At 67.7% G+C, this 18,818-nt stretch carries 17 protein-coding genes; 4 read left to right on the top strand and 13 right to left on the bottom strand.

The features are described 5' to 3' along the window. Positions 1 to 1,082 (bottom strand): rhodanese-like domain-containing protein (locus tag ACILR9_RS31460; protein ID WP_395713936.1); only part of this gene is annotated, 1,082 nt, incomplete at its 3' end. A 98-nt stretch (positions 1,083 to 1,180) separates the two neighbouring features. On the opposite strand from ACILR9_RS31460, the gene ACILR9_RS31465 reads away from it, so the two are divergent. Continuing rightward, positions 1,181 to 1,363, top strand: a complete 183-nt coding sequence (locus ACILR9_RS31465) for a hypothetical protein (protein WP_395713937.1) — start codon at positions 1,181 to 1,183, stop codon at positions 1,361 to 1,363. Between the two features lie 81 nt (positions 1,364 to 1,444). On the opposite strand, the gene ACILR9_RS31470 is transcribed toward ACILR9_RS31465, so the two are convergent. Together ACILR9_RS31470 and ACILR9_RS31475 are read right to left on the bottom strand one after the other, a co-directional pair. After that, a complete protein-coding gene (locus ACILR9_RS31470) occupies positions 1,445 to 1,759 on the bottom strand; it encodes a helix-turn-helix domain-containing protein (protein WP_395713938.1) in 315 nt (104 codons plus the stop codon). An 81-nt stretch (positions 1,760 to 1,840) separates the two neighbouring features. Next, positions 1,841 to 2,275: a rhodanese-like domain-containing protein gene (locus ACILR9_RS31475; protein ID WP_395713939.1), complete on the bottom strand. Its 435-nt coding sequence runs from the start codon at positions 2,273 to 2,275 to the stop codon at positions 1,841 to 1,843. A 98-nt stretch (positions 2,276 to 2,373) separates the two neighbouring features. Between ACILR9_RS31475 and ACILR9_RS31480 the strand changes: the two genes are divergently transcribed. Then, positions 2,374 to 3,288 (top strand): cyclase family protein, encoded by a 915-nt coding sequence (locus ACILR9_RS31480; protein ID WP_395713940.1) that lies wholly within the window; start codon positions 2,374 to 2,376, stop codon positions 3,286 to 3,288. A gap of 175 nt (positions 3,289 to 3,463) precedes the next feature. Here the strand turns inward: ACILR9_RS31480 and ACILR9_RS31485 are convergent, their stop codons facing one another. Both ACILR9_RS31485 and ACILR9_RS31490 read right to left on the bottom strand, forming a co-directional pair. Next, positions 3,464 to 4,354: an NAD(P)-dependent oxidoreductase gene (locus ACILR9_RS31485; protein ID WP_395713941.1), complete on the bottom strand. Its 891-nt coding sequence runs from the start codon at positions 4,352 to 4,354 to the stop codon at positions 3,464 to 3,466. 213 nt (positions 4,355 to 4,567) lie between these two features. After that, a complete protein-coding gene (locus tag ACILR9_RS31490) occupies positions 4,568 to 5,872 on the bottom strand; it encodes an MFS transporter (RefSeq protein WP_395713942.1) in 1,305 nt (434 codons plus the stop codon). A gap of 237 nt (positions 5,873 to 6,109) precedes the next feature. Between ACILR9_RS31490 and ACILR9_RS31495 the strand changes: the two genes are divergently transcribed. Beyond that, the gene (locus ACILR9_RS31495; RefSeq protein WP_395713943.1) at positions 6,110 to 7,939 is read left to right on the top strand and encodes a hydantoinase B/oxoprolinase family protein; all 1,830 of its coding nucleotides are present in this window, start codon (positions 6,110 to 6,112) and stop codon (positions 7,937 to 7,939) included. Positions 7,940 to 7,944: 5 nt separating this feature from the next. Further along, complete coding sequence (locus ACILR9_RS31500; protein WP_395713944.1) at positions 7,945 to 10,041, top strand: hydantoinase/oxoprolinase family protein; 2,097 nt, start codon at positions 7,945 to 7,947, stop codon at positions 10,039 to 10,041. A 142-nt stretch (positions 10,042 to 10,183) separates the two neighbouring features. Here the strand turns inward: ACILR9_RS31500 and ACILR9_RS31505 are convergent, their stop codons facing one another. The 8 genes from ACILR9_RS31505 to ACILR9_RS31540 all read right to left on the bottom strand — a co-directional run bounded on the left by ACILR9_RS31505 (position 10,184) and on the right by ACILR9_RS31540 (position 18,747). Continuing rightward, the gene (locus ACILR9_RS31505; RefSeq protein ID WP_395713945.1) at positions 10,184 to 11,470 is read right to left on the bottom strand and encodes a TRAP transporter large permease; all 1,287 of its coding nucleotides are present in this window, start codon (positions 11,468 to 11,470) and stop codon (positions 10,184 to 10,186) included. Next, positions 11,467 to 12,063: a TRAP transporter small permease subunit gene (locus tag ACILR9_RS31510; RefSeq protein ID WP_395713946.1), complete on the bottom strand. Its 597-nt coding sequence runs from the start codon at positions 12,061 to 12,063 to the stop codon at positions 11,467 to 11,469. Before ACILR9_RS31510 ends, ACILR9_RS31505 begins: the two co-directional genes overlap by 4 nt. Positions 12,064 to 12,082: 19 nt before the next feature. After that, positions 12,083 to 13,132 carry a TRAP transporter substrate-binding protein gene (locus ACILR9_RS31515; RefSeq protein WP_395713947.1) on the bottom strand — a complete coding sequence of 350 codons (1,050 nt, stop codon included), beginning with the start codon at positions 13,130 to 13,132 and terminating at the stop codon, positions 12,083 to 12,085. Between the two features lie 295 nt (positions 13,133 to 13,427). Continuing rightward, positions 13,428 to 14,951 (bottom strand): amidase, encoded by a 1,524-nt coding sequence (locus tag ACILR9_RS31520; RefSeq protein WP_395713948.1) that lies wholly within the window; start codon positions 14,949 to 14,951, stop codon positions 13,428 to 13,430. Between the two features lie 26 nt (positions 14,952 to 14,977). Then, positions 14,978 to 15,691 (bottom strand): ABC transporter ATP-binding protein, encoded by a 714-nt coding sequence (locus tag ACILR9_RS31525; RefSeq protein WP_395713949.1) that lies wholly within the window; start codon positions 15,689 to 15,691, stop codon positions 14,978 to 14,980. Positions 15,692 to 15,875: 184 nt separating this feature from the next. Further along, the gene (locus ACILR9_RS31530) at positions 15,876 to 16,595 is read right to left on the bottom strand and encodes an ATP-binding cassette domain-containing protein (protein WP_395713950.1); all 720 of its coding nucleotides are present in this window, start codon (positions 16,593 to 16,595) and stop codon (positions 15,876 to 15,878) included. Next, complete coding sequence (locus ACILR9_RS31535) at positions 16,592 to 17,650, bottom strand: branched-chain amino acid ABC transporter permease (RefSeq protein ID WP_395713951.1); 1,059 nt, start codon at positions 17,648 to 17,650, stop codon at positions 16,592 to 16,594. Before ACILR9_RS31535 ends, ACILR9_RS31530 begins: the two co-directional genes overlap by 4 nt. 230 nt (positions 17,651 to 17,880) lie before the next feature. Then, positions 17,881 to 18,747: a branched-chain amino acid ABC transporter permease gene (locus ACILR9_RS31540; RefSeq protein WP_395713952.1), complete on the bottom strand. Its 867-nt coding sequence runs from the start codon at positions 18,745 to 18,747 to the stop codon at positions 17,881 to 17,883. Positions 18,748 to 18,818: the final 71 nt, after the last annotated feature.

Below are 18,818 nucleotides of genomic sequence, written 5' to 3' on the forward strand. Positions count from 1 at the left end.
CCGTCGTCGACCAGCACCGCCACGTCGTCAAAACCCATCTGCTTCAGCCACGAGGCGGTCATCGTCGCGCGCACGCCGTTGTCGTCGACCAGCACGATTCGGGCGTTCCAGGTGGCGATGTGGGCATCGGTTTCCTGCACGAGCTGCCCGCCCGGCGCCGAGCGCGCGCCGGCGAGATGCCCGGCCCGGTATTCCTCGGGCGTGCGGACGTCGAGCAGGTAGAGGGTGCGCCGGCCGGCTTCGCCCTGCCAGGCGGCGAGCGTCGCCTTGTCGATCCGCCTTACGTCGCAGCGTGCGGCGACCCGCGCCGCCGCCTCCGCAGCCGCGCGCCGTCCGCGCTCCGACACGTCCGCCGGCCGCCGCGTCGCGCCCTTCACGACCTCGAACCCGGCGAGGTGCCAGGCCATCGTGCCGTCCTTCAGCGACATGATCTTGTTGCGAACGCCCGCGTTGCGCAGCGCCTGGGCGCCGATGATGCTGCGCGTGCGGCCGCCGCAATTGACGATCACCGTCGTGTCGGGCGACGGCACCATGTCGGTGAAGCGGTAGACCAGCTCCGCCCCCGGCACGCTGGTCGCGGTCGGGATGCTGTTGTTGTGGTACTCCTCGTAGGAGCGGCTGTCGAAGATCGCGATGTCGGCGCCGCGGTCGATCAGCGCCTTGAGGTCCGACGCGGAAATCCACGGCGTGCCGGCCTCGTGCTCGACGACCTCGGCGAACGCCTTGCTCGGCACGTGAACGCCGCTATAGAGGCGGTATCCGGCCGCCTCCCAGGCGGCAATGCCGCCCTCCAGCACCGCGACGTCGCTGTAGCCGAGCGCGCTCATGCGCCGGGCGGCGCTGAGCGCCGGTCCGTCGCCGCCCCCGTCGCCGTCGTCGCACCACACGACCCGGGTGCCGCGCCGCGGCACCAGGTCATCGACCAGCAATTCGAGGTGGCCGAGCGGCACGCAGGAGGCCAGCAGCAGATGGCGCGCGTGGAAGACCCCTTCCTCGCGGGCGTCGAGCAGCGCGATCTCGCCGCCGTCATGCAGTTGCCGCTTCAACTCGGCGGCCCCCAGCCGCTTTACGTCGCCCGTCATGCCTCATCTCCCGCCAGTTGCGCCGCTTGGCTGCTCGCATCGTTTCGTGGAACATCTTGCTCGATTGCGACGCGGCGGTCGATCAACGGAGTGACGACATGAACGAGGTGCTGCACGACCCTTCCCGCTGGGGACGAGACGACCAGCTGGGCGCGGGGAATTTATTGACGCCCGAACGGCGCCTCTCGGCGCTGCGCTCGATCCAGACCGGCGCGCTCTACGATCTCAGCCACGAGATCGGCCCCAAGGCGCCGCTCGGTAACGATCCCTCGCGCGAATAATCATTCCGCCATGCTGGGCGGGCGATGCATCGTCCTTCGCAATGAGGCGCGTGCGCTCACGGCCGGCAACAGCCTGTTCGACTACTGATGTTTGGAGGGGCCGGGGCCTTCGGGCTCGAACGTGACGCGCAACCGGGAGCGCGTCGCCTTGGCAAATCGCTGCAGCGTTTTGGTGGTCAGGGCAACCCGTCCGCTTTCCATGCGGGCTATGACGCCCTGCGTCGTTCCCATGGCGCGCGCCACCTGGGCTTGGGTCATATCGGCCCGCGACCGGGCTTCGATCAGCGCCGAGGCCAGCGAGAACTCTTCCTCCAGCGCGGCATACGCCGCTCGGTACTTGGGCTCCTTGCGCCACTTTGCCAGGGATTCTTCAACAGGAATCATCTTCCTGGTCATTCTACCTCCTTCGCTCGTCTCAGGGCGTATTCAATCTCTCGGCGCGGCGTCTTCTGCGTCTTCTTGGGAAAAAGGCAAAACTCAATGCAGCGCCTTGAGGTCCGACGCGGAAATCCACGGCGTGCCGGCCTCGTGCTCGACGACCTCGGCGAACGCCTTGCTCGGCACGTGGACGCCGCTGTAGAGGCGGAAGCCGGCCGCCTTCCAGGCGGCGATGCCGCCCTCCAGCACCGCGACGTCGCTGTAGCCGAGCGCGCTCATGCGTCGGGCGGCGCGCAGCGCCGGTCCGTCGCCGCCCCCGTCACCATCGTCGCACCACACGACCCGGGTGCCGCGCCGCGGCACCAGGTCATCGATCAGCAGTTCGAGGCGGCCGGGCGGTACGCAGGAGGCCAGCAGCAGATGGCGCGCGTGGAAGACGCCTTCCTCGCGGGCGTCGAGCAGCGCGATCTCGCCGCCGTCATGCAGTTGCCGCTTCAGGTCGGCGGCGCCCAGCCGCTTTACGTCGCCCGTCATGCCTCGTCTCCCGCCAGTTGCGCCGCTTGGCTGCTCGCATCGTTTCGTGGAACATCTTGCTCGATTGCGACGCGGCGGTCGATCAACGGAGCGACGACATGAACGAGGTCCTGAACGACCATTCCAGCTGGGGGCATTCCCGCTGGGGACGAGACGACCAGCTGGGTGCCGGGAATTTGCTGACTCCCGAACGGCGCCTCTCGGCCCTGCGCTCGATCCAGACCGGCGCGCTCTACGATCTCAGCCACGAGATCAGCCCCAAGGCGCCGTTCCTGATGCCGAACCAGACGCCGTTTCTTCAGTCGATCTGGGCATCCTGGCGCGATTCGATCCGGCGCCGCCGCGCCGCCGGTGCCACCAACGACGCCGGCTCGAACGTCGAGCGTGTCGAGATGACGATGCATGTCGGCACGCACATCGACGCGCTCGGCCATTTCAGCATCGGCGGCAAGCTGTACAACGGGCTGAACGCCAACGACGTGGTGACCGACTGGGGGCTCGACCGTCTCGGTATCGAGCACATGCCGCCGATGATCAGTCGTGGCGTGCTGCTCGACATCTCCGGATTGGATGGCGGCGGCTTCCTCGAGCCGGGCCGGGTCGTTGCGCCGGACGACCTGGCGCGGGCCGCCGATGCGGCCGGCGTGGCGATCGAAGCCGGCGATATCGTGCTGATCCGCACCGGCTGGGGCCGCTTCTTCGGCGTCGACAACGCGCGCTATCTGCAGGGCGAGCCCGGGATCGACGTGCCCGCCGCCCGCTGGCTGACCCGGCACGACGTCGTGGCGATCGGCTGCGACAACATGGCGGTCGAGGTGCTGCCCAACCCGGACCGCGGCATCGCGATGCCGGTGCATCAGCACGTCCTCGTCGAGGCGGGGGTTCACCTGATCGAGAACCTCGCGCTCGACGAGATTGCCCGCGATCGGGTTGCGAGCTTCTGCTTCATCCTGCTGGCGGCGAAATTCAAGGGCGCGACCGGCTGCCCCGTGCGCCCGATCGCGCTGGTCTAGAGCGTGATTCCTTCAGGTGGAAACCTCACCCTGAGGAGCATCGCGGAGCGATGCATCTCGAAGGGTGGGCGACAACATTGCTGCTGCCCACCCATCGAGACACGCCCTACGGGCGTTCCTCAGGGTGAGGTTTTCCTTTGGTGCTTCAACCCAAGAAGATCACGCTCCAGGTCGGTCACGGCTTGACCTTGTGGTTCAGCATCTTTTCGTAGACGCGCAGGACGGAGGAGCTGTCGTCGCCGCCGAAGCCCATGCCGCGCGCCAGGCGCTGCAGGGTGTGGGTCGACGAGCCCTGCGGCAACGGGATGCCGAGCTCGTCGCCGAGCTCGAGGGCGAGGTGGAGGTCCTTGTAGGCGAGGTCGAGGGCAAAGGAGGGCGGCGAGTATTTCCCTGGCAGGGCGCGCAGGGTGAAGTTTTTTATCGCGTTCGAGTTGCCGCTCGAGCTCGCGATGACGTGGAGCAGCTTGTCAGGATCGAGCCCATACCTGGTGCCCAGCATCATGCCTTCGCTGAGGGCGGCCATGTTGCAGAAAGACAGCATGTTGTTGACCAGCTTGGCCACCGTGCCGGTGCCCAGCCCGCCCATGTGGATCACGTTGGCGCTGAACGACTGCAGCACCGGCAGGGCGTCGTCGAACACCTTCCTGTCGCCGCCCACCATGATGGCGATGGTCGCCGCCTCGGCGCCGGTCGTGCCGCCGCTCACCGGCGCATCGAGCATGGCGATGCCCTTGGCCGCCATCGCCGCGCCGATCTTCTTCACCATCGACGGGGCATTGGTGCTGAGATCGATATAGGTCTGGCCGGGCTTGATGCTGGCGAGGATGCCCCTCTCGCCGAGGGTGACCGCTTCGACGTCCTTGGGCATCGGCAGCGAGGTCATCACGACGTCCGCGCCCGAAGTCGCATCGGCGATCGATTGACCTGCCGTGGCGCCGAGGTCCGTGCACGCCTTCACCGCGCTGGCGTTCAGGTCGAACACCGTCACCTGATGATTGCTGCGCTTGACGATGTTGCGGCACATGGGACCGCCCATGTTGCCGACGCCGATGAATCCTACTTTCACGTAACTCTCCCCTTGGGCTGACGCGTCAAACTTCTCCTCCCCAGCGAAGCTGGGGGGGAGAATAGTGACTCAGCTCAGTCTAGACTGCGAGCAAGGGAGCGGCGACGTCCCAGCCAAACGCCACGGAGGAACCCCCCAGGCGCATCTCCTCGACGCTCGGCGATCTCGCGCCGTCGCGCGCCGCGCCCAGGCTGCACATGAATCCGGCGCCTGCTACAACGATACCGCCGTCGAGGTTGCCGCCGCCTGATCGGTTGGCGATCCGTGGCGATGCTGGCGCCGACCGATCAGCAGAGCCGATGTCATGCTGACCAGGCCGGCGAAGACGACATAACCGCAGAGCAGCCAGGGCTTGTGGCCGCCGACCTCGAGCAGCCAGGTCGCAACCAGGGGCGTGACGCCCGACGCGAAGATGCCGGAGACCTGATAGACGAAGGAAACGCCCGTGTAGCGGACTCCGGTCGAGAACAGGTCCGAGAACAGCGCCGCTTCGGGGCCGTAGCACATTGCGTACACGATGCCGAAGGCGACGATCATGGCGCCATAGATCACCGCGGTGTTGCCGGTGTGGAAAGCCACGAATGCCGGAAAGACGCAGAGCGCCAGGAGAAGCGATCCGACGGCATAGGTCGCCGGCCGGCCGAGACGGTCGGACAGGGCGCCGAACAGCGGGATCGTGAGCACCATGGTGAGCGCAGCACTCGACACGGCCCACAGGGCTTCTGTGCGCGAGATGCCGATAACGTTCGCAAGGTAGCCGATGGAGAACACCGCGAAGACGTTGAAGAACACGCCTTCGACGTAGCGGGCGCCCATGCCGAGCACGACGCTCCCGGAATGATTTTTGAGCAGTTCGAGAAGAGGGACCTCGATCTTCGGTCCGCTCGCCCTGGCCTGCGTGAAGGCCGGTGTCTCGGCGACGGCGAGCCGGGCATAAAGACCGACCGCGACGAGAGCGATGCTGACGATGAAGCCGGCGCGCCAGCCCCAGGCGAGGAACTGGGCTTCCGTCAGCAGGCTCGACATCAGCCCGACCACGCCTGACGCCAGACACAGGCCGATGGCCAGTCCGACCTGGGGAATGCTGGCATAGAGGCCGCGCTGGTGCGCTGGCGCGTACTCGTAGGCCATCAGCACGCCGCCACCCCATTCGCCGCCCAGCGCCAGTCCCTGCAGCACGCGCAGGGCCAGGAGCAGAAGCGGTGCGGCCAGGCCGACCTGCTCGTAGGTCGGCAGCAGGCCCATCAGGACGGTCGAGACGCCCATGGTCATCATTGTGAGCACCAGCATGCTCTTGCGCCCGATCCGATCGCCGAAATGTCCGCAGACGATCCCGCCCACCGGGCGCGCCACGAAGCCGACGGCGAAGGTCGCGTAGGCCAGCAGGGTGGCGACGAGCTCGTCTTGCGCCGGAAAGAACAGCCGATTGAAGACGATGCCCGCGACGACGCCGTAGAGGATGAAGTCGTACCATTCGAGCGTTGCCCCGATCAGGCTGGCGAGCACCGCACGTTTCATCGATCGGCACCTTCATTCTCCTCCCCAGCTGCGCTGGGGAGGTGTCGCGTCATACGCGACGGAGGGGTCATGAGTCACGTGAGGAGGCCTCTGACCCCTCCGTCGGCGATTACGCCGACACCTCCCCAGCTTTGCTGGGGAGGAGAATCGCTGGCGCCCGTTCGCCACGCGGTCGCCGCCAGCCTTGCCAGTGGCGCGGCACTTGCAGTGAAATGACGACCGAAGAGGAAATTGCCGGTGGCCCCCATTCACGATCCGCCTACTCACGATCCGCCCGTTCACGATCCAATCGCGCTCGAGCTGTTCAAGAACGCCATCTTCTCGATTGCCGACGAGATGGCCCTGACCGTGTTCCGCACCACCTACTCGGGCGTGCTCAAGGACAACATGGACTACTCGACGGGCTTCGCCGACGCCGACGGCAAGCTCGCGGCCCAGGGCCTGACCCTGCCGGGCCATCTCGGCTCGGTGCCGACGGCCATGGACGCCATCATGCGCCACTTCAAGGACGACATGGCGCCGGGCGACGTCTTCATCATGAACGACCCGTTCGACGGCGGCATGCACCTGCCCGACATCTTCGTCATGAAGCCGCTCTACCATGAGGGCGAGCGGCTGGCCTTCGCCTGCACGGTCTGCCATCACATCGACGTCGGCGGCCGCGTCGCCGGCTCCAATGCCTCGGACTCGACCGAGATCTACGCCGAGGGCCTGCGCATCGCGCCGATGAAGCTCTATGAGGCGGGCAAGCTCAACAAGACCATCATGACGTTCCTGGAGAAGAACGTCCGCCTGCCGGTCCAGCTGATGGGCGACCTGCGCGCCCAGCTCGCCGCCTGCCACATCGGCGAGAAGCAGTTCGCCGAGCTGGTCGGCCGCTACGGGCCCGAGCAGACCAAGGTCTACCTCACGGAGGTCATCGACTATGCCGAGCGGCTGACCCGCGCGGCGATCGGCGAGCTGCCCGACGGCGAATGGAGCTTCGAGGACTGGATCGACGACGACGGCGTCGATTACGGCAAGCCGATCCGGCTGTTCGTCACCATCCGCAAGTCGGGCGGTCACATGGTGATCGACTGGACCGGCACCAACCCGCAGGTCAAGGGCGCGATCAACAATACGCTGTCCTTCACCAAGGCGGCCTCCTATTGCGGCGTGCGTTCGGTGCTGCCGCCCGGCATCCCCAACAACGAGGGCGTGTTCCGCGCCATCGAGGTGATCTGTCCGCCCGGCACGGTCGGCAACGGCGTGCTGCCGGCGGCCTGCGCGGCGCGCGGCCTCACCGGCTTCCGCATGGTCGATTGCATGTTCGGCGCGCTCGCCATGATGCTGCCCGACAAGGTCAAGGCGGCGGGCGATGGCGGCAACACCGGCATCTCGATCGGCGGCTACGACGCGGCGCGCAAGCCGTTCGTCTATGTTGACTTCACCTGCGGCGCCTGGGGTGCCCGGCCGTGGGCGGACGGGCTCGACGGCAACTCGCACATGTTCGCCAACATGGCCTCGCATTCGATCGAGGTCACCGAGGCCGAGCAGCCGATCCAGCTCACCGCCTACGAGTTCGTCGCCGACCGCGCCGGCGCCGGCAAGTACAGGGGCGGCGTGCCGTTCCTGCGCGATTACCGCTTCCTGGAAGGCGAGGGCATGCTGCAGGTCCGCTCCGACCGGCGCGACCATCGGCCGTTCGGCCTCTACGGCGGCAGCCCCGGCGCGCCGTCGGAGAACCGCCTCGATCCCGACGGCGAGAACCGCATGCTGCCGTCCAAGCTCACCATGACGATCACGAAGGGCGCGGTGTTCCGCCACATCCTGGCCGGCGCCGGTGGCTGGGGCGATCCGCTGGAGCGCGACCCGGCCGCCGTGCTGCGTGACGTGCGCAACGAGCTGCTGTCGTCGGCCAAGGCGCAGGCCGATTACGGCGTGGTGATCGATCTCGCCGCCTGGACGGTCGACGCCAAGGCGACGGCACGGCGACGCGAGGAAATCCGCCGTGCGCGGGGCTGGCGCGACGTGCCGAAAGTCCAACGCGACGATCCCGAGACCGCTCTGCGGCGCGCCGCGGAGTAGCCCCGATGCCCGTCACGTATCGCGCCGGTGTCGATATCGGCGGCACCTTCACGGATATCGTGCTGCTCGGCTCCGACGGCACCGTGCACACCAAGAAGATCTCGTCGAGCGTCGGCAACTACGCCCAGGCGATCGTCGACGGGCTGGGCGAGGTGTTCGCCGAGGCGGGCCTCGGCGGCACGGCGATCGAGGAGATTCGCCACGGCACGACCGTCGCCTCCAACGCCATCCTCGAGCACAAGGGCGCGCGGGTCGGGCTGATCACCACCAAGGGCTTTCGCGACGTGCTGGAGATCCGCACCTTGCGCATGCCCAAGCTCTACGATCTCGGCTGGACCAAGCCCCCGCCGCTGGTCGAGCGCTACCTGCGCAAGGTCGTCGACGAGAGGATCGATCACCGGGGCCACGTCGATCGCGCCCTCGATCCGGCCGACGCCGAGCGCGCCGTCGACGCGCTGCTGGGCGAGAAGGTCGAGGCGATCGCCGTCTGCCTGCTGAACTCGTTCGCCAATCCGGCGCACGAGGCGACGCTGAAGCGCATCATCCAGCGCAAGGCGCCGCATCTGCCGCACAGTCTGTCGTTCGAGGTGCTGCCCGAGATCAAGGAATACGAGCGCACCTCGACCACGGTGATCAACGCCTACGTCATGCCGATCGTGGCGACGTACCTGCGGGCGCTGCGCAAGGGGCTCGACGCCGCCGGCATCCCGGCGCGGCTGCTGCTGATGCAGTCGAACGGCGGGCTGACCACCGACACGGCGGCGGCCGAGCGGCCAATGAACATCATCGAATCGGGGCCGGCCGGCGGCGTGGTCGGCGCCCAGGCGCTGGCCCGCGCCAAGGACCTCGGCAAGATCATCACCTTCGACATGGGCGGCACGACGGCCAAGGCCTCGATGGTCGAGGATGGCGAGGTGGCGCGCGCCCAGGAATATGCCGTGGGCGCCGGCATCATGATCGGCTCGCGGCTGCTGACCGGCGCCGGCTATACGCTGAAGGTGCCGGCGATCGACCTCGCCGAGGTGGGCGCGGGCGGCGGCTCGCACGTCTGGATCGATGCCGGCGGCGCCCTGCAGGCCGGGCCGGAGAGCGCCGGCGCGGCGCCCGGGCCGGTGTGCTACGGCCTGGGCGGCACGGTGCCCACCATCACCGACGCCAACGTGCTGCTGGGCTACATCAACCCGGCGCACCTGGTCGGAGGAGCATTGAAGCTCGACGCGGAAAAGGCGCGCCGGGTCTTCGCCGACAAGATCGCCGGTCCGCTCGGCATGACGGTCGAGCGCGCCGCCTACGGTGCGCACCTGATCGTCGCCTCCAACATGATCCGCGCCATCAAGGCGGTGTCGACCGAGCGGGGCCGCGATCCGCGCGAATTCTCGCTGTTCGCCTTCGGCGGCAATGGTCCCTTGTTCGCCGCAGGCATGGCGGCCGAGCTCGGCATCGACCGCGTGGTGGTGCCCCCATCGGCCGGCCTGTTCTCCTCGTTCGGCCTGCTCTACGCCGACGTCGAGCATCACTACGCCAGGACCTTCCGCCGGCTGCTGCGTCAATCCGATGCCGGCGAGATCGATGCGGCGTGGCAGGAGATGGCGCGCCAGGCAAGCGGGCAGCTCGCCGCCGAAGGCTTCACCAGGGCGACGGCGCGGCTGCGCCGCTCGGCCGCGCTGCACTACAAGGGCCAGAGCTACGAGCTCACGGTGGCGGTGCCGGACGGGCCGATCGACGCGGCGATGCTCGGGCATCTCGAGGAAGCGTTCGGCGAGGAGCACGAGCGCACCTACGGCCATCGCGCCGGCCCCGAGGAGCCGGTCGAGCTGGTGGCCATCCAGCTGGTCGGCGCCGGCCTGCGCGACGACGGCGGCGCCCTGCAGCGCGCCGCGCCGAGCCGCACCGCGGCAGTCGCGCCGAGTGCACGCAAGGCGTGGTTCGGCGACAAGCACGGCTGGCTGGACACCCCGGTGCTGGGCCGCGCCGACCTGTCAGCCAGCCGGCCCGGCCCGCTGATCATCGAGGAATACGACGCCACTTGCGTCGTCCCGCCCGGCGCGACCGCGGAATGCGACGAGACCGGCAACGTCGTGATCAGCATCATGTCATCCTGAGCGCAGCGAAGGATCTCATCGCCGCTTGGTACCGGCGTAGTTTGGAACTTCCGGCGATGAGATCCTTCGCTGCGCTCAGGATGACATGAGAGGCGCGCCTGCTCTGAATTAAGTCACAGGCTCTCGGGACGACACGTGGAACTCACCCGAACCACCGCGGCAGCAGCATCACGATGTCCGGCCAGATGCAAATCATGGCGATCATCATCAGCAGGGCGATGACGAACGGCGCAGAGCCCTTCTCGACGTCGGTCAGGCGGCCGCGGCCGCGGATGCCGTGGATGACGAACAGGTTGATGCCGAACGGCGGCGAGATCATCGCCGTCTGGATCAGCAGCACGATCAGCACGCCGTACCACACCGGGTCGTAGCCGGCCTGGACGATCAGCGGCGTGGTGATGGGGATGGTCGAGATCATCATCGACAGCTCTTCCATGAAGGTGCCGAGCACCAGGTAGAGCACGATGACGGCGCCCAGCACCTCGACCGGGCCGAGGTTGTAGGCGGTGATCAGCCTGCTGAGCTGCTGGGTGAGGCCGATCGTCTGGATGATGACGTTGAGGAAGAAGGCGCCGACAAGGATCGCCACCACCATCGCCGTGGTGCGCGCCGTGGCCTCGCAGACGTCGCGCAGCATGCGCAAGGACAGCCGGCCGCGCCAGGCGGTGATGACGAGCGCGCCGACGATGCCGACGGCCGCCGATTCGGTGGCGGTGGCGACGCCGAAGAAGATCGCGCCGATCACGATCATCAGCAGCACCAGGGGTGGCAGCAGGTCGGGCAGCAGGCGGATGCGCGCCTCCCAGTTGGTCTCGACCTTGCGGCCGCCCCATTGCGGGCGCCACAGGCAGGCGATCAGCACGGTCAGGCTGAACAGCACCGTCAGGATGAAGCCCGGGATGAAGCCGCCAAGATAGAGCTTGGGCACCGACGTATCGGTCATCACGCCGTAGATGATCATGTTGATCGAGGGCGGGATCAGGATGCCGAGCGTGCCGCCCGCCGCCAGCGTGCCGAGGAACAGCGGCTCGTTGTAGTCGTTCTTGTCGATCTCGCCCATCGCCACGACGCCGATGGTCGCCGCCGTGGCGACGCTCGAGCCGGAGACCGAGCCGAACAGGGCGCACGAGCCGATGTTGGAATGCATCAGTCCGCCCGGCAGCCACGACAGCCACTGCGTCAGGGCGGCGTACATGCGCTCGGCGATGCCGCTGCGCAGCAGGATCTCGCCGAACATGATGTAGAACGGGATCGCGGTCAGGATGAAGTTGCTGGTGGTCGACCACGACAGCTCGCCCAGCATGCGCTGCATGGGCATCGACGAGTAGAGCTGCTGCAGCACCACGCCGGTCAGACCCATGCCGGCGGCGACGGCGATCGAGCTGCCGAGGATCGCCAGCAGCACCAGGAGCGAAACACCGGCCGTCATTCCTTGCGCTCCTGCTCGAAGGCCCGTTCGACGTTGACGACCTCCTCCTGGGCCTCGTCCACCGCCGATTTCGAGCCGATCAGCCGGAACAGCGTGGAGAGGTCGCCGGTGAACAAGGCGATCAGCCCGCGCAGCAGCAGGAACAGCGTCAGCGCCACGAAGAACACCAGGCCGGCGAACCACAGGGCCTGCGGCACGACCAGGGGCGCCTCGATCTCCGACAACGAGTGCGAATTCGAGTCCCAGGATTGCTTGACCACGCCCCAGGCGTACCAGCTCACCAGCCCGAAGAAGAAGGCGAGGACGGCGAGGCTCAGCAGATCGAGCAGGGCACGCACGCGCGGCCGCACACGCACATAGACCGTGTCGATGCGGATATGCGAGCGGCTGAGCAGCGCCGACGAGAAGCCCCAGGCGCTGCCGATCGCCAGCGCATAGCCCGACAGCTCGTCGGCGCCGCCCAGCGTGATCGAGAGCGTATAGCGCAGCGTGATGTCGATGCAGACCAGGATGGAGGCGATGAGCAGGAGCGCGCCGCCGGCGATCGAGCCCGCGCGCGCGATCCCTTCGGCAACCGACTGCAGGCGAAGCATCTGTGGGTCGCGATCCGGCCTAGGGCGTCGGCGCCTTGAGCCCCAGCGCCTTGCCGACGGTGTCGTTCCACTCCTTGGCGCAGGCCGCGCCACAGCGCTTGGCCCAGCCGGCCAGCACGGCGCCCTCGACCAGCTTCTTGTGCGTCTCGGCCTCTTCCGGCTTGACCGGCACGATGGTGGTCTTGGCGAGCTTGCCCATGGTGCAGGGCTGCTTGCCGGTGTTGCAGTTCTCGGCCTCGGCGGTCGTGGTCTTGATGGTCTGCCACATCTTGTCTTCGTAGGCCTTGAGCTGCTCCAGCAGGAAGGCCTGCGTCTTGGGATCGAGCCGCTTCCAGCTGTCGAGGTTGACCGCCAGCACGTTGATGCTCCAGCCGAGCGACATCGGGTAGATCGACTTGGTGACCTCGGTCCAGCCGGCGGTGTTGCCCGACAGGCTGCCGGTGACGCCGCAATCGACCACGCCGGCGCTGAGCGCCGGCACGACCTCGGCGAAGGCCATGCTGACCGCCGATGCGCCGACGCCGCCCAGGAAATCGCGCATGGTGTTGTTGAACACCCGCACCTTCTTGCCCTTGAAGGCATCGAGCCCGCCGATCACGTCCTTGCACCAGAACACCTGGGGGGTATTGCCGCCGAAGGCGAGCAGCCTGGTGTTCCAGTTCTTCTGCATCTGCCGGTCGAGAACGTCGCGGTAGGCGGCGCAGGCGGCGCGCGCCTTGTCGGGATCGAGCGTCAGGCCGGCGAGATCGCAGGCCTCGAAGCGCGGATCGTCGCCCGCCATCTTGGAGATGTCCATGGCGCCGAAATCCATGACGCCGAGCTTCAGCAGGCGCAGCATGGTCTTGTCGTCGATGCCCATCTGGTCGAGCGGCGTGATGTCGGCGTTGATCGCCCCCTTCGACGCCTCGGGCAGGGTCTTGCGCCAGAACGGCAGCTCGTCGTGGATCGACACCGGCGTCGGGCTGTTGAGCCCGATCACCTTGAACTGAGCCTTGGGCAGATCCTGCGCCGCTGCCGTCGCGGCGACCGCGGTCGCCAGCACGAATCCCGTGACCAATCGCTTGAGCATGACCCTTCGCCTCCCCCTGTTGGCGCTGGAATCCCGATGCAGGATGCATGCCGGGAGAAGACGTGTCCAGACGGCGCCTTGCCGGGAGCGCGCCACTTGAGGCGGAGTAACCTCCGCCGACGTGGCGCTCCTCTTCTCCTCCCCAAGCGAAGCTTGGGGAGGTGTCCGCGTAATCGCGGGCGGAGGGGTCATGAGCATCGCGACTGGGGCTCATGACCCCTCCGTCGCCGTAAGACGGCGACACCTCCCCAACTTCGTTGGGGAGGAGAAGAGGAGCGGCGGTGAGGCCTTCCGCCTAAGCCGTCACCGTCTTCCAGTCGTGGCTCTTCTCGAAGGCGTCGGCGGCGCGGTAGATCGTGGACTCGTTCCAGTGCTTGCCGATCAGCATGACGCCGGCGGGCAGGCCCTCGCTCATGCCGCAGGGCAGGGTGATCGCCGGATGGCCGGTGACGTCGAACGGCGCAGTGTTGGGCAGCATCTCGAAGGCGCGGTTGATGATGTCCATGCGCGGTCCGGCCGGGTCGGGCAGCTTGGTGGCGCGCAACGGCAGGGTCGGCATCAGCAGCAGGTCGTACTTTGCCAGCGCCGTGTCGTAGGCGGCGCCGAGCTTGCGCGCCAGGTTCTGCGCCTTGGCGTAGTAATGGCCGCGATACTTGTCGAGCGCGTACTTGCCGAACAGGATCGTGGTCTTGAGCGTGTCCGACAGCTCGTCGGCGCGTTCGCGCCACGCCGAATGAGCGTCGACCAGGCTGGTGACGTAGAGGCCCTTCCAGTTGAAGCCGTAGCCGTTGCCCAGCATCATCTGCCAGGTCGCGCCCTCGACGGCGATCGCCGACCACACCGCCATGCCGGTAAGATGCCAGGGGATCGAGATCTCCTCGACGGTGGCACCGAGCTTGGTGAACCGCGCGGCCGCTCCCTTCACCAGCTCGTCGACCACGTTCTCCGATTGCGGATGGCCGAAGCCTTCCCTGACCACGCCGATCTTGAGGCCGGCGACGCTGCCGCCCAGCGACTTGGTGTAGGCATCGACGGTGCAGCCCATCTGCCGCGGATCGAGTCCGTCGGGGCCGGCGATCGCTTCCAGCATCAGTGCGTTGTCGGCAACGGTGGCCGTCATCGGCCCGGTGTGATCGAGCGTCAGCTCGATCGGCATGATGCCGGTGTAGGGCACCAGGCCCCACGTCGGCTTGAGCCCGACGATGCCGCAATAGGCCGATGGCATGCGGATCGAGCCGCCCTGGTCGCCGCCGATCGCCAGGTCGGCCTCGCCGGTGACGATGATTGCGGCGCTGCCCGACGACGAGCCACCGGCCGAGTAGCCGTACTTGCGCGGATTGTGGACCGGGCCGGGCGAGGAGGTGTGGCTGCCGCCGGAGAAGCAGAAATACTCGCAATGCACCTTGCCGACCACGGTGGCGCCGGCATCGAGCAGGCGCGTCACCACGGTGGCGTCGACGTCGGGCACGTAGCCTTCGAGCGTCGAGGCGCCGTTCATCATCGGCACGCCGGCGACGCAGACATTGTCCTTGAGCGCCACGCGCTTGCCCTTGAGCTTGCCCTCGGGCGCGCCTTTGATCTCGCTCTTGACGTACCAGAGATTGTACTTGTTCTCCTCGGCATCGGGCCGATAGCCCGGCGTGCGCGGATACTTCACCACCGGCAGGTTGTCGGGCAGCGATTCGAGCAGATTGTAGGCAGCGACGTTGCCGCCCATCGTCTCGAGAAAGAACGCGACGTCCGCTTCGGACAGGTTCATGCCGAGATCGGCGCCGACCTTGGACAGCTCGGATGGTGTCGGCAGTTTGACGCTTGCCATGGACTTCTCCCCTTCAGAAACGAAAGCTAATGCGCACTCATGCCGACGAACTCGGCGACCAGATCGTCGTCGCCCAGATGGTCGGGCGGAACCTCGCCGGTCATGCGGCCCTTCTGGATGATCAGCACGCGGTCGGACAGCCGGCGGATGAATTCGAGGTTCTGCTCGACCAGCACGATGGTGAGGCCGCGCTTGCCCTTGAGGCCCTGCAGGATGTCGATGATCTCGTCGATGATCGAGGGCTGGATGCCCTCCGTCGGCTCGTCGAGCAGGATCAGCCTGGGCTTGCCGCACAGGCAGCGGGCGAGGGCCAGGATCTGCTGCTCGCCGCCTGACAGCACGCCGCCGGCGCGCGCCAGGATCGGCTTCAGGCGCGGCAGCGCCTCGATCACCTCGTCGAGCACGTCATCGCCCAGCCCGGCGCTGGCCGCCCCCATGCGCATGTTGTCGAGCACCGACAGGCCGGGAAAGATCTGCCGGCCCTGCGGCACGTAGCCGATGCCGAGCCGGGCGCGGCGATGCGACGGCAGCGTCTCGATCCCCTGGCCGTCGAAGCGGATCGTGCCGGCGGTCGCCGGCAGCTGCCCGACCACGGTCCTGAGCAGCGTCGTCTTGCCCATGCCGTTGTGTCCCAGGATGCCGACGAACTCCCCCGCCGCGACCTCGAGGCTGACGCCGAGGATGATCGGGATCTTCTGGTAGCCCGAGGCCAGCCCGCGGATTTCGAGGAGGGCGGTCATGGGTATGTCTTCTCCTCCCCAGCTTCGCTGGGGAGGTGCCCCGTCATACGGGGCGGAGGGGTCATGAGTCTCACGGCTGGGCGTGCGCCATTCCAGCGGCGCCATGACCCCTCCGTCGCCGTATGACGGCGACACCTCCCCAGCGGAGCTGAGGAGGAGTGGAGAAGAGCCGAAATCACCCGCATCACGCCGCCTGCTTGCCGAGATAGACGTCGCGCACGCGTTCGTCGGACATGATGTGCGCAACGTCGCCTTCGACCAGGACGGCGCCCTGGTGGAACACCGTGACGGTGCGGGCGATGCGGCGGATGAACTGCATGTCGTGCTCGACCACGACCAGGGCGTGGCGCCGGTTGAGCTCGCCGATCAGGCCGACCAGGCGGTCGACCTCCTCGTCGGTCATGCCGGCGGCCGGCTCGTCGAGCAGGATCAGGTCGGGCTCGGGCGCGATCACCATGGCGAGCTCGACCAGCTGGCGCTGGCCGTGCGCGAGCTGGCCGACGGTGCGGCCGGCGATGGCCGTGATGCCGACCCGCTCCATCGCCTGGTCGGTGCGCTGCTCGGCAATGCGGCCGGGCGCCACCCGCGCCGCCGCCGTCCACACGTTGTCGCGCGCCGACAGGCCATCGAACACGTTGGGCACCTGCGTCTTGATGCCGACGCCGAGGCGGGCGATGGCATGGCTGCCGATGCCGGCGATCGGCGCGCCGCGGAACAGGACGTCACCGGCGCTCGGCCGCAGCTGGCCGGTCAGGCACTTGAAGAAGGTGCTCTTGCCCGCGCCGTTGGGACCGATGACGCAGCGCAGCTCGGCCTCCTGCAGGGCGAAGTCGACGCGGTCGACGGCGACCACGCCGCCGAAGCGCATGGTGAGGCCGCGTGTCTGCAGCAGCGGCTCGTTCATGGGTTTGAGGTCCGTTCCTGCGCCGGTTGCGCTGACGGCGGCGGGCGCTGGACAAGGCCGGCCAGGCGGCGCCAGGCATCGCTGGCGAGCCCGGTCAGGCCGCGCGGCACCAGCAGCACGAAGATCACCAGCAGGACGCCCAGCACCAGGTTGGGATCGACCCAGGCGAAGCCCTTCACCTGGTTCAAGGTGCCGAGCTGGTTGGTCAGGACCTGCATCAGGATGCAGCCGATCAGCGGCCCGATCAGCGTGCCGAGCCCGCCGATGATCACCCAGATGATGATCTGCCCGCTGACCGGCAGGCTGAACATGGTCGGGCTGACGAACACCGAGTTGGCAAACAGCAGGCCCGACAGGGCGGCGAGCGCGCCGCCGATCATGAAGACGGCGAGCTTGTAGAGGCGCACGTCGTAGCCCAGCAGCTCGGCCCGCGTCTCGTTCTCTCGGATCGCCACGATGATGCGGCCGAAGCGCGTGGCGAGCAGGATCTTGCAGGCGAAGTAGGCGATTAGCAGCAGGGCGACCGTCAGGCTGAAGATGTTCTCCGGCGCCAGTTGATCGCCCGGCCGGCCCGGCCAGTTGAGGATGGGCGTCGCGGGAATGCCGTTGAAGCCGCCGAGCGGCGCATCGCCGATGTTCCACTGCTCGCCTGCCGTCTGGTTGACGAAGCGGTAGAGGATCAACGACACGGTGAGCGTGATCACGCCGAGATAGACGTCGCTGATGCGGCCCCAGAACATGAAGTAGCCGAGCAGGGCGGCGAAGATGGTGGGCAGCAGGATGGCCAGCGCCGCCGCCGCCGTGGTCTCGCCGAAATTGATCGCCGCCACGGCATAGGTGTAGCCGCCGAGGCCGAAGAACGCGGCCTGGCCGAAGCACAGGATGCCGGCATAGCCCCAGATCAGCGCCAGCGAGAGGGCGAGGATGGCGAAGGCGGCGAAGATCGTCGCATTGATGATCAGGTAGGTCTCGGCAAGGGCCGGCAGGCCGAACAGCACGCCGAGCCCGACGATCAGCACGACGACGTTGCCGAGATGGGGTGCAACGCGACTCACGCTCTCCTCCGATTCATGGGCCTCTCCGACTCACTCTCCTCCCCAGCTTCGCTGGGGAGGTGCCCCGTCATACGGGGCGGAGGGGTCATGAGCAGCGAGACTGAGGCTCATGACCCCTCCTGCGGCGCGTTCGCTTCGCGAGCCGCGCCTGATGCCGAAGACGGCGACACCTCCCCAAGCTACGCTTGGGGAGGAAAATGCGAGAGCGCCCGTATGCGAATGCCCTGGGCTCACAGCGCTCTCCGGAAGAAGCGGCCGGTGATGCCCTGCGGCAGCAGGCGCAGCAGCACGACGGCGGCGGCGAGCAGGGCGACCTCGCCCAGCACCGAGGTGAAGGCGAAGGTGGTGAGCGTGTTGATCGCGCCGAGCAGCGTCGAGGCGAGCGCCGTGCCCGACAGGATGGCGGCGCCGCCGCTGATCACGGTGATGAAGGCCTTGGCGATGTAGGCGGCGCCGATCGTCGGCACGACGCCCGACAGCGGCGCCAGCAGCCCGCCGGCCAACCCGGTGAGCGCCGAGCCGACGGCGAAGGTGACGGCATAGACGGCTGACGGGTTGGTGCCGAGCGCAGCCGCCATGGCCGAGTTCTGCATGGTGCCGCGGGCGATCAGGCCGAGCCGCGTGTAGCGCAGCACCAGCAGGCCCACGACCAGCAGCAGCGCCGCCACGCCGATCAGGAAGATCTCGTAGCGGCCGGTGCGGTAGCCGCCGATCGACAGGCTGCCGAGCGGCGCCGAGATGCCCGACACCGTGTTGCCGAACACCACGGTGACGAAGCCGATCATGGCGAGGCTCAGCCCCCAGGTCGCCAGCATGGTGTCGATCAGGCGGCCGTAGAGATGGCGGATCACCAGCCGCTCGATCAGCGCGCCGAACAGACCGACGGTGAGCGGCGCCACCACCAGCATCGCGACCCAAAGGTTGACGCCCTTGTTGTGCGCGGTGATGGCAGCATAGCCGCCCAGCATCAGGAACTCGCCATGCGCCAGGTTGATCACCCGCATCATGCCGAAGATCACCGCCAGCCCGATGCTGAGCAGCACCAGGCCCGCGATGGCGCTGCCGATCTGCAGCAGGAGGATGACGACGTAGTCCAATGCGAGTGACCCGTTGCGAATCTGACCTTCCTCCCCAGCTTCGCTGGGGAGGTGTCGCCGTCTAAGGGCTT

The sequence above is a fragment of the Reyranella sp. genome (genome assembly GCF_044224635.1).
Classification (GTDB): Bacteria; Pseudomonadota; Alphaproteobacteria; order Reyranellales; family Reyranellaceae; genus Reyranella.

What these genes read in the sequence shown, in the direction of transcription:
- ACILR9_RS31505 (WP_395713945.1), bottom strand. Translation starts at nt 11,470, where the DNA reads ATGACGGCCGGTGTTTCGCTCCTGGTGCTGCTGGCGATCCTCGGCAGC.
- ACILR9_RS31465 (WP_395713937.1), top strand. Translation starts at nt 1,181, where the DNA reads ATGAACGAGGTGCTGCACGACCCTTCCCGCTGGGGACGAGACGACCAG.
- ACILR9_RS31515 (WP_395713947.1), bottom strand. Translation starts at nt 13,132, where the DNA reads ATGCTCAAGCGATTGGTCACGGGATTCGTGCTGGCGACCGCGGTCGCC.
- ACILR9_RS31475 (WP_395713939.1), bottom strand. Translation starts at nt 2,275, where the DNA reads ATGACGGGCGACGTAAAGCGGCTGGGCGCCGCCGACCTGAAGCGGCAA.
- ACILR9_RS31490 (WP_395713942.1), bottom strand. Translation starts at nt 5,872, where the DNA reads ATGAAACGTGCGGTGCTCGCCAGCCTGATCGGGGCAACGCTCGAATGG.
- ACILR9_RS31510 (WP_395713946.1), bottom strand. Translation starts at nt 12,063, where the DNA reads ATGCTTCGCCTGCAGTCGGTTGCCGAAGGGATCGCGCGCGCGGGCTCG.
- ACILR9_RS31525 (WP_395713949.1), bottom strand. Translation starts at nt 15,691, where the DNA reads ATGACCGCCCTCCTCGAAATCCGCGGGCTGGCCTCGGGCTACCAGAAG.
- ACILR9_RS31480 (WP_395713940.1), top strand. Translation starts at nt 2,374, where the DNA reads ATGAACGAGGTCCTGAACGACCATTCCAGCTGGGGGCATTCCCGCTGG.
- ACILR9_RS31520 (WP_395713948.1), bottom strand. Translation starts at nt 14,951, where the DNA reads ATGGCAAGCGTCAAACTGCCGACACCATCCGAGCTGTCCAAGGTCGGC.
- ACILR9_RS31500 (WP_395713944.1), top strand. Translation starts at nt 7,945, where the DNA reads ATGCCCGTCACGTATCGCGCCGGTGTCGATATCGGCGGCACCTTCACG.
- ACILR9_RS31470 (WP_395713938.1), bottom strand. Translation starts at nt 1,759, where the DNA reads ATGACCAGGAAGATGATTCCTGTTGAAGAATCCCTGGCAAAGTGGCGC.
- ACILR9_RS31530 (WP_395713950.1), bottom strand. Translation starts at nt 16,595, where the DNA reads ATGAACGAGCCGCTGCTGCAGACACGCGGCCTCACCATGCGCTTCGGC.